Raw genomic sequence first — 14835 nt, forward strand, 5'->3', positions numbered from 1 at the left:
ATAATGCGAATTCAATGTAATTTTTTTGATCGGAGACTTTATGCAAAATAAATTGTTACGGGTGGCAGACGGTGTGGTACTCTGGCTGTCCATCCTGCTGTTCGGGTTTCTGACGGCGGCCAGCATGTTAAGCACCACTTATTTTACGGCAGATTCTTCCTATGGGGAGCGGCCGGAATACCGCCTGGATTTTATCCCGCTGAATCTGCTGGTTCTGGCGGTTATTCTGGGAATTTTATATCTATTATCAAAAAAACAGATATTTGAGAAAATTTCAGTGAGGGCCCTGGCGGCTGTGGCAATTCTGTTCGTGATCGGCATGAGCGTTCTCTGGATTCAGGTGAGCCACACCTATCCGGAGGCCGATCAGAAGGCGGTTTCCTGGGTGTCTTATCTGATGACCCAGAATAATTTTCTTTTTTTTGAGCATGGAAAATACATGCAGATCTATCCGAACCAGCTGGGTCTGGCGGCTATTCTGGAGGCTTTGTACCGTCTGACCGGCGGGGAAAACTGGAAAGCCTTTATGTATCTGACCGCCCTGGCAAATGGAGTTGTGGTTTATCTGCTTTACCGGATTACGGATCAGCTTTACCAGGATCAAAAGGCGGAGCGTCTGGTGCTGCTGGCGTCCATGGGCTGTATCCAGATTATCTTATACAGCACCTTCCTCTACGGAATTATGCTGGGACTGGCCTTCGCGCTTGGGGCCTTTTACGCGCTGCTTCTTTTTCTGGATCATGGAAAGTGGCGTTATGCGGTAAGTGCCGGAATTTTGATGGGAATTTCGGTTCTGGTGAAGAATAATTACAGTATCTTTCTGGTGGCGCTGGTGATTCTGCTTTTGTATGACGCGGTAAAAAAGAGTGGGGGCGGGATCAGAAAAGCCGGAAAGAGTCTGGCTGCCATCCTGATTTTGATCGGTCTGACTGCGCTTTTGAGCAGAAGTCTGACGGCCTTTTACGAGCATCGCTCCGGCCTTACGATCGAAAGCGGTATGCCCAAATCCCTTTGGGTGGCCATGGGCATGCAGGAGGGGGAGCGGGCCGAGGGCTGGTATAATGAGTTTAATTTCAATACTTATGTAAACTCAGGCTGCGATCCGGCGGCCAGTGACGCTATGGCCAGAGAGGCCATTGGGGAGTCGCTGCAGCAGTTTCAAAAGGATCCGGCTTACGCCGCCCGGTTTTATCTGAAAAAGACCCTGTCCCAGTGGAACGAGCCCACTTATGAGGCCCTCTGGGTCAACCAGTTTCACAACGGCGATTTTTCCACCATTGTGCAGAGCGTCTATACGGGTAAGCTGTATCAGGCGCTGCATGAGTACATGAATCTGTTTCAACTGCTGGTATTCACAGCGGTGTTCGCGGGACTGCTGATCGGCAGAAAGGGGGAGAAACGGTGGCAGCTCACAGAACTGTTCCTGCCGATGGTGATCCTGGGGGGATTTTTCTTCCACACCATCTGGGAGGCTAAATCCCAGTATATTTTCCCTTATTTCGTATGTATGCTTCCGGGCGCGGCCGCAGGGCTTAGCGGTGTGCTGGGAAAATGGAGCCCTGAAAACACGGGCAAATAGATGAAATACCCTACGGGTATCCCTGGATGCCCTGAAAACACGGGCAAATAGATGAAAGGTTTCAACACGATTATGAAAAAATACTTTTCGCAGAAAACATGCGTCATTTCCGCCCTCCTGACGATCCCGTCTACGGCCCTCCTGTGCTGGATGGTCATGGGCGTTCTCTACCGGCGGATGCCGGAGTACACAGAGCTCGTCACCGGCTACACCACCTGGACCGCCTATTATAAACAGGGCGACATGACACTGGCTAATTTATTTATCGGCGGGCTGCTGGGCTTCTTTCTACTGTATGCAGTGGTTCTGACCCTGCTCTCTAAGAAATGGAGCTGGCTTTGCGGCAGCTTTGATCGGACGGGGGAATATACGGCGAAGCAGCGGGAAAGCTATGCCTGGTTTGAGGACGCCTGCTTTCTGGTCATCTTTTCGCAGTTTACCCTTGCTATTTTTTGTCGTGCCCTGATCGAAGAAATTTTCGGGATGCAGCCGTGGCTGGAGAAACTTTTCCCCATATTCCAGTGTATAACTCTGATCGTTGTGGGTATCTTTCTGTTTTTCAACCACAGATGTGGAAAAGATCCGCAAAAACAGGAATGGGCGGCGCATCAGAGAAAAAGCTGGGTGGAACGTATGCAGTGGTTTTTACCGATTGCGTTCGTACTCTTTCGTATTTTTGAATATATCCGGGGCGGAGAAGTCATAGAGCTTTACAGGGGAAGGAACATGACGGTGGTATCCAATGTGGCCTTCTGGCTTGCGATTGGATACAATGGGCGTTTATTCCATAAATGTAAAGAGAATCTACGTCCGACTATTTCTATTATGTCATTTCTCTCCCTGGCAGTCTTCGCCTCCTGGACCCTGCCAAACGGAACCATTTCCGGCACTCCGCTGGAGATGTACCACTACGGTGAGATTGCGGAGCCTCTGCATGAGCTTCTGAACTACGGCGTCGTGCCCTACATCGACACCATGCCCATCCACGGCGTCTGCGATTATTTCCAGGCGGCGGTAGGAAAGCTTCTGTTCGACGGAACCTACGCGTCCATCGAACCGGCCATGATTGTGGGCTGCGTTCTCATCGCCATGGCGACTGCGGCGGTATTCTACTACTTTATCGACAATAAGCTGCTGGGGCTTCTCTGCGTGCTGTTGTTTTCTCTGTTCGGAGATAAATATTATTACGTGCGATGGGCCTTCGCACTGCCCTTTATTCTGATCGTATTTTCGAAAAAAATGCGGAAGAATTTCCCCATGCAGCTCTGGAGCTGGACCTTTATATCCATTCTGTCCATCGCCTGGAACTCGTCTATCGGCGGAGCCTGCGCCCTGGCGACCCTGCCCATGATTCTCTGGGAATGCTTCCATGAGAAGGGCTGGAAAATATTCTTCCGCCTGAATGAAAAAGAAATTCGGAAAAAGATTCTGCCCTGGTACATCCCGCTTCTGATCCTGGGAATTTGCTTTATTCCCATGTTTTTCGCAATTCTTCGTTATATCGTGGAAAATTCAGCGGCCATTCTGGAGACCACCGGCGATATTCTGAAGGAGGAGCTGGTAAGCCCGTATGTCTGGTACGCCACCTTCGGTCCCGGTTTCTCTCTGCTGGCAGCCCTGATTTTTCCGGCAGATAAAGAGGGTGGGGAAAAGAAACTGGCCTGGTATGCCTTAAGTTTTCTGATTATTTTCAATCTTGTGATCGTACGCTATACCTTTGTACGGACCCAGTTTGGTGAGCGAGGCATTATCGCAACCACCATTTGCAGTCTGTTTCTGGTATTGCTGATTTTTCTGCCCTCTCTGGAGAAACGGTTTTCCCTGTGGACAGCGGGCATGATGGCGTGTCTGTTTCTGGCCACTATCCTGACTAAGGGCAGCAACCTGCTGACCATGCCTGCGAAGGTCTTTGAGCGGGATACGATCAGCGACGACTATATTTACGCCACCGTGGAGGAGACCGGCATCCCGGGTCTCGGAGACATCTACATTACGGAAGCGCAGAAGGAAGAGCTGATGAATCTGAATATCCTGGTCAATGATCTCTGCAAGGACAAGAAGGTCGTGGACATGACCAATCAGCTGTCCCATTACAACATCCTGAATAAGGAAAACCTGATGCCCTTCAGCAGCACCTACAACACCAACAACAAGGTGATGCAGATCCGGGCCATCGAAGTGCTGGAGGAAAAACAGCCGGAAATCCTCATTGTGGCTCCGGCCTGGCAGCATGATTCCGGATCCTTAAGCACCCGGAATTATTACATGTACCAGTATATCCAGAAGCATTATACGCCCTGCAGGTACAAGAACATTATTTTTCTGACCAATGACGACGAGGTGCGGGCCCGGTTTGAGCCGGCTTACGAGGAGTTTGGAAAGCTTCAGCACATCGAGGATCTGAAGATGCTTCCGAAGGCATGGGGAAACGAGTACCTGAAGGAAGAAGAGACCGAACCCCTGAACGTGGAGTGGAGTCTTTTGGACACCAACGCCACAGAGCTGGGCGACGATCACTATACACTGAACGCCGAGGAAAACTATTTCCTCTATGCTTTTCCGAAAAATCAGGACGGATCCGAGATTCCCTTCCTGCGGATTACAGTAAGAGATGAGAGCGGATCCACAGAGTCCCTGAAATTCCAGGGGGTGGTCTACTTCATGGATGAGGGAAAAGGTGTGAAAGAGGCACACCGCTTCATCTTCGACGGAAGCGAAGGCAGCTTCCTGATTCCGCTGACCACCAGCCCCTACTGGAGCTATTCCGAGCAGATTCAGTCCATGATGCTGGACTTTATCAGTGGAAGCCTGGAGGGAAAGCAGGTGTCCATTGAGACGGAGTTTGAGACACAGAAGCCGTTGGAAGAGCAGATGAAATAATAGGAAACAAAAGTAGTTGTTATAGAATCATGTAGGACAATCGAGTGGGTCGCATAAGCGGCCAGAGAGAAGGTAACACTTATGAAACGAATCATGTTAATGGTATTGTACAATCTGCCCTTCGTCCCCTACTGGTGGTGGCAGCTCTGCCATTTCGCGAAGCACACGGACGATATCCCGGAGCCGGAGAAATACGCATTGCTGAAGAAAATCACGATCCATGCCAATAAGGGCGGCCGGGTTAAAATTAACGTTCACGGTAAGGAACACATTCCCACCGATCAAAGTTTTGTGTTTTTCCCAAACCACCAGGGACTTTTCGACGTGCTGGCCATCATTGAAGCCTGCGACGTGCCCTTTTCGGTGGTTGCAAAAAAAGAAGTGAAGGACGTTCCCTTCCTGAAGCAGGTATTCATGATCATGAAAGCGAAAATTATGGATCGTGAGGATGTACGCCAGTCCCTGCAGGTAATTCTCGATGTAACCCAGGAGGTCAAAAACGGCCGCAATTATCTGATTTTCCCGGAAGGAACCCGATCCAAACGGGGTAACCAGGTGGGTGAGTTTAAGGGCGGCAGCTTCAAATGCGCCGTCAAAGCCAAGGCGCCCATTGTCCCGGTGGCGCTCCTGAACGCTTTTGAACCCTTCGATCGGAACAGCATTGCCCCGGTGACCGTCCAGGTGCATTTTCTGGAGCCGATTCCTTACGAGACCTACCAGGGCATGAAGACGACAGAGATCGCCGAAATCGTAAAAACGCGGATCGAAGAAACCATTGCGGAGTACGAAAAATAAATTTAAAAGGAGGTCATATCTATGAGCGAGGCATACGAGAAATTACAGAACTGTCTGAAATGCATCCGTGAAAAAACGGATTTCCGGCCGGAGATGGCATTGATTCTGGGCTCCGGTCTGGGGGATTACGCAGAAAGCATCGATATCCGGGCGGAGGTCAGCTATCATGATATCGAGGGCTTCCCGGTGTCCACTGTACCCGGACACAAGGGCCGCTTTGTCTTCGGCTACGTGAAGCAGGTTCCGGTGATCGTGATGCAGGGCCGCGTCCATTATTACGAGGGCTACGCCATGGAGGACGTGGTGCTTCCCACCCGCCTGATGGGTATGCTGGGCGCCAAAAAGCTGCTGGTTACCAACGCCGCAGGCGGCATTAACTTTGATTTCGCGCCGGGAGATTTTATGCTGATCACCGATCACATTTCCACCATGGTACCCAATCCGCTGCTCGGAGCCAATCTGGGTGAGCTGGGCCCTCGTTTCCCGGATATGAGCGAGGTCTACAGCCGCCGCATGGGTACAATCGTGAAAGCGGAAGCAGAGAAGCTTGGCATTTCTCTGAAAGAGGGCGTCTATCTTCAACTGACCGGTCCATCCTACGAGACGCCTGCCGAGATCCGCATGTTCCGAAATCTGGGCGCGGACGCCGTCGGCATGAGCACTGTCTGCGAGACAATCGCCGCCCGTCATATGGGGATGGAGATCTGCGGTATCTCCTGCATCACCAATCTGGCGGCAGGCATGTCTGTGAAAGCCTTGAACCACGCAGAGGTTCAGGAGACCGCGGACCGGGTGGCGAAGCAGTTTAAAGAGCTGGTGACGGCAGTAGTGGGTCAAATATGACGAAAATAGCATTAACAGCCTGTTCCAACGGGCTGGAAGCCCGGAAAAACCCAACCGTAGACGCTCTCTGCGACTATCTTAGCAGCCTTGGTCTTACTCCGGTCTTAAGCCCCTGCCTTTACGAAAAAGATCCGGTTCATACCTCGGTATTCAGTGGCACAGCCGAAGAACGGGCCGAAGCTCTGATGAACTTTTATCGTGATCCGGAAGTGAAAGCCATCTTCGATCTTTCCGGCGGTGATATGGCCAATGAAATTTTACCCCATCTGGATTTTGAAACAATCGCAGAAAGCAGTGCAGTTTTCTGGGGTTACAGCGACCTGACTACGATTCTGAATGCCATTTACGCGAAGACCGGAAAGTCCTCGGTTCTTTATCAGGCCCGCAATCTGGTCTCCGAGGCCGGAGCCTTTCGCCGTGCCGCTTTCGAAAATACTATATTACAGAAAAAATCTGATTTGTTTCAAATTTTCTGTAAATACGTGCAGCAGGGTCAAATCCAGTCCCCACTCACCGGCACCGTTGTCGGTGGCAACATCCGCTGCTTCCTGAAGCTGGCCGGAACCGAATACTGGCCTGATATGCAGGATAAAATTTTCCTGCTGGAAGCCTGGAGCGGCACTGTCCCGAAGATGGTCACCTACTTAAGCCAGCTCCAGCAGCTGGGAGTATTTCGCCAGGTTAAAGCCGTGCTCCTTGGAACCTTCACTGAGATGGAGCAGAAAGCCTGCGCTCCTACTATTGAAGAACTGGTCCGCCATTATGCAGGCCCGGATCTCCCGATTCTGAAAACCCGGGAGGTGGGTCACGACAAGGACGCGCTGGCCGTCCGCATCGGCGGCAGATTTACGATCGGGGGTTGACAACCCCCGATCAAAAATGCTATGGTAAAATCAACTTATACGACTGACGGAAGTGGAGTTTACCACAGGGAGTATAAGGGTTCGAGAGCCGACCGTCTGGGCAGATTATGCTTGGGATGGATCGGTCCTTCTTTATTTTCAGACAAAATACAGGCATCATAATCGGTCACTCTTAAGCTTTTCATAGGTTAAAAACCCATTTTCACAGGAGGAAAAAAAAATGGACATGATTTCACTGGCACAGGAGCTTCAGGAAAATTCTTATCCCGGCAGAGGCATTATTCTTGGCCGTTCCGAGGACGGAACCAAGGCCGTGGCAGCTTACTTCATTATGGGAAGAAGCGAGAACAGCCGTAACCGTATCTTCGTGGAGGACGGCGAGGGCATCCGTACCCAGGCCTTCGATCCTTCCAAGCTGACCGACCCGAGCCTGATTATCTATGCACCGGTCCGTGTACTGGGCCATAAAACCATCGTTACCAACGGAGACCAGACCGATACCATTTACGAGGGAATGGAAAAGGGGCTGACCTTTGAGCAGTCCTTACGCTCCCGTGAGTTCGAGCCGGATGCGCCCAACTATACCCCGCGGATCTCCGGCGTCATGGAGATCGAGAACGGAACCTACAGCTACTCCCTGTCCATCTTAAAGAGCAACAACGGTGACCCCTCATGCTGCAACCGCTACACCTTCTCCTATGAGAACTGCGCGGCAGGCGAGGGCCATTTCATCCACACCTACATGCACGACGGCAATCCGCTCCCCAGCTTCGAGGGCGAACCCAAGCTGGCCGCCATTCCCAACGACATGGAGAAGCTTACGAATATGCTCTGGAACAACCTGAATCCGGACAACAAGGTATCCCTGTTCGTACGTTACATTGACATTGCCACCGGCAAATACGAAACCGTCATCAAGAATAAAAATCAGGAGGACTAAGGAAATGAAAGAACTGGAACTGAAATATGGCTGTAACCCGAATCAGAAACCGTCCCGTATTTATGTGTCAGACGGATCCGAGCTTCCTATCACGGTTCTTTCCGGCCGTCCCGGTTACATCAACTTTTTGGATGCCTTTAATGGATGGCAGCTGGTGAAAGAGCTGAAAGAGGCCACCGGCCTTCCGGCAGCCACCTCCTTCAAGCATGTATCCCCGGCAGGAGCCGCAGTGGGTCTGCCCCTTGACGATACTCTGAAGAAAATCTACTGGGTAGACGACATGGGAGACCTGTCCCCACTGGCCTGCGCTTACGCCAGAGCCAGAGGCGCGGATCGGATGTCCTCTTTCGGTGATTTCATCGCCCTGTCCGATGTCTGCGACAAGGACACCGCTTCTATCATCAAGCGTGAGGTATCCGACGGCGTTATCGCTCCGGGCTTCACTGACGAGGCGCTGGAGATCCTGAAGCAGAAGAAAAAGGGTAATTATGTAGTCATCCAGATGGATACTGATTACAAGCCCGCTCCCCTGGAACACAAGGAAGTTTACGGCGTCACCTTTGAGCAGGGCCGTCAGGAACTTCCCATCAACGACGAACTCATTTCCCATATCGTGACGAAAAATAAAGATCTTCCGGAGAATGCCAAGCGCGACATGAAGATTGCCCTGATTACCCTGAAATACACCCAGTCCAACTCCGTCTGCTTCGTTAAGGACGGACAGGCCATCGGCGTGGGCGCAGGACAGCAGTCCCGCGTACACTGTACCCGTCTGGCAGGCCAGAAGGCCGACAACTGGTTCCTGCGTCAGAGCCCCAAGGTATTGAGTCTCCAGTTCGTGGACGGCATCGGCCGCGCCGACCGTGACAACGCCATCGACGTGTACATCGGCAACGAGTACATGGATGTGCTGGCAGACGGTGCCTGGGAACGCGTCTTCAAAGTGAAGCCGGAAGTATTCACCGAGGAAGAAAAGAAAGCATGGCTGGCCCAGATGACAGATGTGACCGTAGGCAGCGACGCCTTCTTCCCCTTCAGCGATAACATTGAGCGAGCGAAGAAGAGCGGCGTGAAATACATCGCCGAGCCGGGCGGATCCGTCCGGGACGACCTGGTTATCGAGACCTGCGATAAGTATGATATGGTAATGGCATTTACCGGAATCCGTCTGTTCCACCACTAATTTCAGAAAAATACACAAGTGAGAAGCGCCTCCGACTTCAAATGAAGCCGGGGGCATTTTTACGGGCGAAAACAGCCACAGGAAAAAATATGGAAATTCGGTATTACTAAAAAAATGTTTAAAACTATTGAATTTTTCGGGCGACTGTGTATAATGTAAAATGATTTTGCAATTTTAAATAAAAAGTTTAGTATTAGCAAACAGGAGGTGCGCCGTGGACATCGGCAAGAAATTAAAGGAGCTTCGATTGCAAAAGGAGCTGACTCTGGAGGATCTGGCCTCCCGCAGCGAGCTGACCAAAGGTTTTTTATCACAGGTGGAGCGGAACCTGACTGCGCCGAGTATCGCCACCCTGGAGGATATTCTGGAGGCTCTGGGAACCAATCTGTCCGAATTCTTCCATGAGGAGCCGGAAAAGCAGATTGTATTTTCTACAGAGGAGTTTTTTGTGGATGAGCAGCCGGACTACTGCATCGAGTGGGTGATTCCCAATGCCCAGAAGAACGAGATGGAGCCCATTCTCCTGACCCTTCATCCGGGAAAACGGAGTCAGGAAATGCAGGCCTACGACGGAGAAGAATTCGGCTATGTGCTGAAGGGCAGCGTTACCCTGGTCTGTGGCAGCAAGAAATACAAAATAAAGGCCCGGGAGACCTTCTATCTGGACGGAACCGAAAGCCATTATTTATACAATCATGGGAAGAGCGACGCCAAAGTACTTTGGATCACCACGCCGCCCATGTTCTAGGAGGAGATGTGTAATGGAACGAAAGAAACTGATTAGCTTTCGAAATATCGTGAAAAGCTTCGACGGTCAGGTCATCCTGAAGGGAGTCAATCTGGATATTTATGAAAAAGAATTTGTTACTCTGCTTGGCCCCAGCGGCTGCGGAAAGACCACCCTGCTTCGGATCCTGGGCGGCTTTCTGGACGCGGACGAGGGCAGCGTTATCTTCGACGGGGAGGAAATCAGCGCGAAGCCACCCTATGAGCGGGAGCTGAACACCGTATTTCAGAAGTACGCCCTGTTTCCACACTTAAGCGTCTATGAAAATATCGCCTTCGGACTGAAGATCAAGAAAATGAGTAAGGACATCATCGATCAGAAAGTCATGAAGATGTTGAAGCTCATCGGTCTGGAGGGCTACGAAAATAAAAATACCACCCTGTTGTCCGGCGGACAGCAGCAGCGTGTGGCCATCGCCCGGGCCCTGGTCAATGAGCCGAAGGTGCTGCTTCTGGACGAACCGCTGGCGGCTCTGGATCTGAAGCTCCGCAAAGAGATGCAGTACGAGCTGAAGCGAATCCAGCAGGAGGTCGGCATCACTTTTATCTTCGTTACCCACGATCAGGAGGAAGCCCTGACCATGTCCGATAAAATCGTGGTCATGAACGGCGGCGAGATCCAGCAGGTGGGAACTCCGGAGGAGATCTACAACGAGCCGACCAACCGCTTTGTAGCCAATTTTATCGGTGAGAGCAACATCATTCCGGGCGTCATGCTGGAGGATTATAAGGTTCGCTTCGACGATATTACCTTTGACTGTGTGGACTTCGGCTTTAAGCCGAATGAGCCGGTGGAAGTGGTTATCCGTCCCGAGGATATCGACATCGTGAATGTAAAAGACGGCAAAATGACCGGAGAGGTCTTAAGCGTGCTGTTCAAGGGCGTACACTACGAGATCATCGTGGAGACCGTACCCGGAACCAGCGTTACGGTCAATATGCACGTCATCAGTAACCAGGACGTGACCAGCGCCGATGGAAAAGAGAAGATGAGCGCCAGCAACTTCTACGTGGATGTGGAGGATGTGAAGTCCCTGGATGACAAGGAGGTTATCGCTCTTTCCAACGCCCAGGCATGGAATCCGGAGACCGATGAGTACATCTCCATCCATAAGGTGGAATACGATGTGAAGGAAGAGCTGGGCGAGTATCCGGTGCGCTTCACGGCAGCGGGCGGTACCACCATCGAGCGTACCATTTACGTGGTAAATCAGCCCTTCGTAAAAAATGAGAAGGCAAATGAGGCAGTCATGGCCTTCAACTTCGCCAGAACCGTAGACGAGATCCAGGAATCCCAGGCTCTGGATACGGATATCAAGACCTGGGCCAATGCCCAGGGCTGGAAGCTGAGCGACGAAAACCAGAGCGTGGACGTCAGCGTAGATTACGATTTCGATCCGGAGAACATCAAAGAGGGCAGCTACCCGATTACCTTCTGGACCACCGGACGGGAGTTCAAGATTCACACCACCGATTACACGGAAGTCGGTCAGGAGGTCGGCCTGACATTCTTCCCGGAGGATATTCATGTTATGGAGAGGATGCTGTACTAAATGAAGAAATTTTCACAGCTTGCAGTCCCGTACATTGTATGGGCGGCACTGATGCTGGTACTGCCGATGCTTCTGATTGCGATGTATTCTTTTACAGAGCAGGGCAACAGCATTGTGTCCTTTAAATTTACCCTGGATCATTACGTCAAGTTTTTTACCGACCCGGATTTTCTGATAATCCTCTGGCGTTCGATCTGGATTGCAATCAAGACGACGGTTATCTGTCTGCTTCTGGGCTATCCCATTGCCTATTACATCGCCCGGAGCAGTGAGCGGGCACAGAACATTTTGGTGCTCTGTATCACCATTCCCATGTGGATCAACATGCTGGTGCGTACCTACGCCTGGATCGGTCTTTTAAGCGAGGGCGGTCTGGTATCCCGTATCCTGGGAATTTTTGGCCTGGGCAATATGAGTCTTTTGTATACACAGGGGGCGGTGCTTCTGGGTATGGTTTATAACTTCCTGCCCTTTATGGTGCTGCAGATCAATACCTCTCTCTGCAAAATGGATCAGTCTCTCCTGGAAGCCAGCGCAGATCTGGGTGCCAACCGGGTGCAGACCTTCCGGCGGGTAACCCTGCCCCTGTCCCTGCCCGGTGTTATCAACGGCATTACCCTGGTATTCCTGCCGGCAGTCAGCTCCTTCTTTATCCCGAAGCTTCTGGGCGGCGGCCAGTATTTCCTCATCGGAAATCTCATTGAGAACCAGTTTATCACCGTAGGCGAGTGGAACTTCGGAAGCTCCATTTCTATGATTATGGCTGTGATTATGATGCTCATGATGATGGCGGTGCGTAAAGTGGAGAAACACAACCGCGGCGGAAAGGAGGAAGAGTAATCCGATGAAAAAAGGAAAGCGTACCTTTGGGAAGATCCTGATGATTCTGGCGATTGCCTTCTTCTATCTTCCGATCCTGTATATGGTGATTTTCTCCTTCAATGACGGAAAATCCCTGACCGCCTTCACCGGCTTTTCTCTGCGCTGGTATAAGCACATGCTGGAATCCCGGGAAATGATGGAGGCTCTGTATACCACCTTTACGGTGGCAATCATCGCGACCCTGATTTCCACGGTCGTGGGAACCATTGCGGCCATCGGCCTCAGTAAGTCGAAAAAAATCGTCCGGGACGTGATGAATCAGGTCAACAATTTCCCGATGATGAACCCGGAGATCGTGACTGCCATCGGCTTCATGCTGCTGTTCATCACCTTTAAAATCGAAAAGGGCTATGCCACCATGCTGCTGGCCCATATTGCGTTCTGTATCCCTTATGTGATGCTGTCCGTCATGCCAAAGATCAAATCGTTGGATCCGAATCTGGCCAATGCGGCTATGGATCTGGGAGCGACGCCCTGGCAGGCTCTGACCAAGGTCATCGTGCCGGAGATCACACCAGGCATCTTTTCCGGAGCGCTGATTGCTTTTACCATGTCCGTGGATGACTTTATCATTTCCTATTTCGTCACCGGCGGCGGAGTTAAGAACTTAAGCATCGTGGTCTACACCATGAGTAAGCGTATCAACCCTAGCATCAACGCCATATCTACGCTGGTGGTAGTAATCATTACGATAGTACTGGTCCTGATCAATGTGGTTCCCATGCTGATGGCCAAGCGGGAGAAAAAGGACGAGGTAGGACGGAAGAGCTTTGTGCTTCCGGGCTGCGCACTGGCCGCTGTCATTGTACTGTTCTGTCTGGTGAAATTCGGCGCGTCCAATCAGGAACTGCCCTATGCGGGTCAGACCCTGTCCATCTATATGCCAGGCGAGTACATGGGTGAAAATGTGGTGCCTGATTTCGAAAAGGAAACAGGAGCCACCGTCAGCATCGAGTACTTTGATTCCAACGAGCAAATGTACATTAAGGTAGCCAATCAGGAAAGCTATGATCTGCTGATCCCCAGCGACTACATGATTCAGCGTATCATGGACGAGGGATACCTGCAGAAGCTGAATCCGGATCTCCTGACCTGTATGGATGAACTGACTGACGCGGTCAAGAATCCTTCCTATGATCCGGAAAATGAGTATTCTGTGTCTTATTTCTGGGGCACGGTAGGCATTGTCTACGATAAAACGAAGGTAAGCCTGGAGGATCTGGAGCGGGAGGGCTTCAATATCTTTAAGGATACCAAATATCGTGGAGATATTTATCTCTACGATTCCGAGCGCGATTCTTTCATGATGGCTCTGAAGGCTCTGGGATATTCTATGAACACGGAAAATGAGGATGAGCTCCAGGATGCCTATAACTGGCTGGTAGAGTGCGTCCAGACCATGAAGCCGGAGATCGTCACCGACGAGATCATCGACAATATGGCTCAGGGCAGAAAGGCCCTCGGCTTATGCTACTCCGGCGATGCGGCGTACATCATGTCTGAAAATGAGAATATGGGCTACTACTTGCCCGAAGGCGGCACCAACCTCTGGTACGACTCCATGGTCATTCCCGCCAATGCAAAAAATGTGGAGCTGGCCCATGAGTTTATTAACTTTATAAGCTCCTATGATTATGCTTACGATAACTCCAGCTACGTAGGTTATACGTCTCCGAACCAGGAGGTTATCGACGAACTGTCCGGAGAGGGTGGCGACTACGAGGAGATCAATGCCTACCTGCCTCGCACCGACAATCCGAAAGACGAGGTCTTCGTATTCAATGACGATACCCGTAAAGTAATCGGCAACCTCTGGAGCAAGGTAAAGATTGCAGCCAGCAACGCAAATTAAAAACACATCTATTTATAAGAGAGGGTTCCATCCGACTTGAAAGGATGGAACCCTTTTGTTATATGTTAAAACCAGATTCATTATTATGGAGAAGGAAAGAAAGTCATTTTTTCAGTATATAATATATAAGAAAAGAATCAGGCAAAATTATGTAACAAAAACGTAAAAACAGGTTGACAAACAGAACCCCATCAAGTATAATAACCTATGCGTCGAACCTGACGTGAAGTGAATATCGCAGGAAATGAACTTCAGGAGAAATACTCAAGAGGCTGAAGAGGCGCCCCTGCTAAGGGTGTAGGTCGGTAATCCCGGCGCGAGGGTTCAAATCCCTCTTTCTCCGTTTCTTATCAAAAAGAAATTAAAACTTCTTCAAAAAAGTTGTTGACAAACACCTTTTGGTATGGTAAGATAAACAAGTTCCGCTTGAGAGAGCGGATGCATTCTTCTTAAAGAACTTCAAAAACTTCTTCAAAAAAAGTTAAAAAAGTTCTTGACAAGCGAGAATGAATGTGATAAGATAGTCAAGTCGCTTCGGTGAGGAGCGACAAAGACGAATAAGCGAACCTTGATAACTGAACAGTGTAAAACCTTGAAAATTCTAAGAGAATGAATTCAAGAACAGTTCGATTCTTAGAAATAAGAACGAACACCTTTTAACAGTAATACGGGAAAGAAA

Annotated in this window: 10 protein-coding genes, 1 tRNA gene, 1 pseudogene and 1 riboswitch; all 12 genes and pseudogenes read left to right on the plus strand. The window is 50.5% G+C overall.

Features of this window, described 5'->3' with window-relative positions:
- The first annotated feature begins 40 nt into the window (after window positions 1–40).
- The 12 genes and pseudogenes from H8S44_RS15020 to H8S44_RS15075 all read left to right on the plus strand — a co-directional run bounded on the left by H8S44_RS15020 (window position 41) and on the right by H8S44_RS15075 (window position 14499).
- The gene (locus tag H8S44_RS15020; RefSeq protein WP_186874005.1) at window positions 41–1579 is read left to right on the plus strand and encodes a glycosyltransferase family 39 protein; all 1539 of its coding nucleotides are present in this window, start codon (window positions 41–43) and stop codon (window positions 1577–1579) included.
- A 51-nt stretch (window positions 1580–1630) separates the two neighbouring features.
- Window positions 1631–4459 (plus strand): hypothetical protein, encoded by a 2829-nt coding sequence (locus H8S44_RS15025; RefSeq protein WP_186874006.1) that lies wholly within the window; start codon window positions 1631–1633, stop codon window positions 4457–4459.
- Between the two features lie 81 nt (window positions 4460–4540).
- The gene (locus H8S44_RS15030; RefSeq protein ID WP_186874007.1) at window positions 4541–5254 is read left to right on the plus strand and encodes a lysophospholipid acyltransferase family protein; all 714 of its coding nucleotides are present in this window, start codon (window positions 4541–4543) and stop codon (window positions 5252–5254) included.
- 21 nt (window positions 5255–5275) lie between these two features.
- On the plus strand, window positions 5276–6097 hold the full coding sequence (locus tag H8S44_RS15035; protein WP_186874008.1) for a purine-nucleoside phosphorylase: 822 nt from the start codon (window positions 5276–5278) through the stop codon (window positions 6095–6097).
- Window positions 6094–6960 carry a S66 family peptidase gene (locus tag H8S44_RS15040; RefSeq protein WP_186874009.1) on the plus strand — a complete coding sequence of 289 codons (867 nt, stop codon included), beginning with the start codon at window positions 6094–6096 and terminating at the stop codon, window positions 6958–6960. The genes H8S44_RS15035 and H8S44_RS15040 overlap by 4 nt, the downstream gene beginning before the upstream one ends.
- Window positions 6961–6989: 29 nt before the next feature.
- A riboswitch (ZMP/ZTP riboswitch) is annotated at window positions 6990–7069 on the plus strand.
- A gap of 111 nt (window positions 7070–7180) precedes the next feature.
- The gene (locus tag H8S44_RS15045) at window positions 7181–7900 is read left to right on the plus strand and encodes an IMP cyclohydrolase (RefSeq protein WP_186874010.1); all 720 of its coding nucleotides are present in this window, start codon (window positions 7181–7183) and stop codon (window positions 7898–7900) included.
- A 4-nt stretch (window positions 7901–7904) separates the two neighbouring features.
- Entirely contained in the window at window positions 7905–9083 is a 1179-nt protein-coding gene (locus H8S44_RS15050) for a phosphoribosylaminoimidazolecarboxamide formyltransferase (RefSeq protein WP_186874011.1), read from the plus strand.
- 214 nt (window positions 9084–9297) lie between these two features.
- Window positions 9298–9831, plus strand: coding sequence for a helix-turn-helix domain-containing protein (locus tag H8S44_RS15055; RefSeq protein WP_186874012.1), 534 nt, complete (start codon window positions 9298–9300; stop codon window positions 9829–9831).
- Window positions 9832–9844: 13 nt separating this feature from the next.
- Window positions 9845–10924, plus strand: a pseudogene (locus tag H8S44_RS16625) (ABC transporter ATP-binding protein); the annotation flags it as partial.
- Window positions 10925–11422: 498 nt separating this feature from the next.
- Window positions 11423–12262: an ABC transporter permease gene (locus tag H8S44_RS15065; RefSeq protein WP_186874014.1), complete on the plus strand. Its 840-nt coding sequence runs from the start codon at window positions 11423–11425 to the stop codon at window positions 12260–12262.
- 4 nt (window positions 12263–12266) lie between these two features.
- Window positions 12267–14156 carry an extracellular solute-binding protein gene (locus H8S44_RS15070; RefSeq protein WP_186874015.1) on the plus strand — a complete coding sequence of 630 codons (1890 nt, stop codon included), beginning with the start codon at window positions 12267–12269 and terminating at the stop codon, window positions 14154–14156.
- Between the two features lie 254 nt (window positions 14157–14410).
- Window positions 14411–14499 (plus strand) — tRNA-Ser (locus tag H8S44_RS15075).
- The last annotated feature ends 336 nt before the right edge of the window (window positions 14500–14835 follow it).

The organism is Anaerosacchariphilus hominis, assembly GCF_014290175.1.
GTDB lineage: Bacteria > Bacillota > Clostridia > Lachnospirales > Lachnospiraceae > Laedolimicola > Laedolimicola hominis.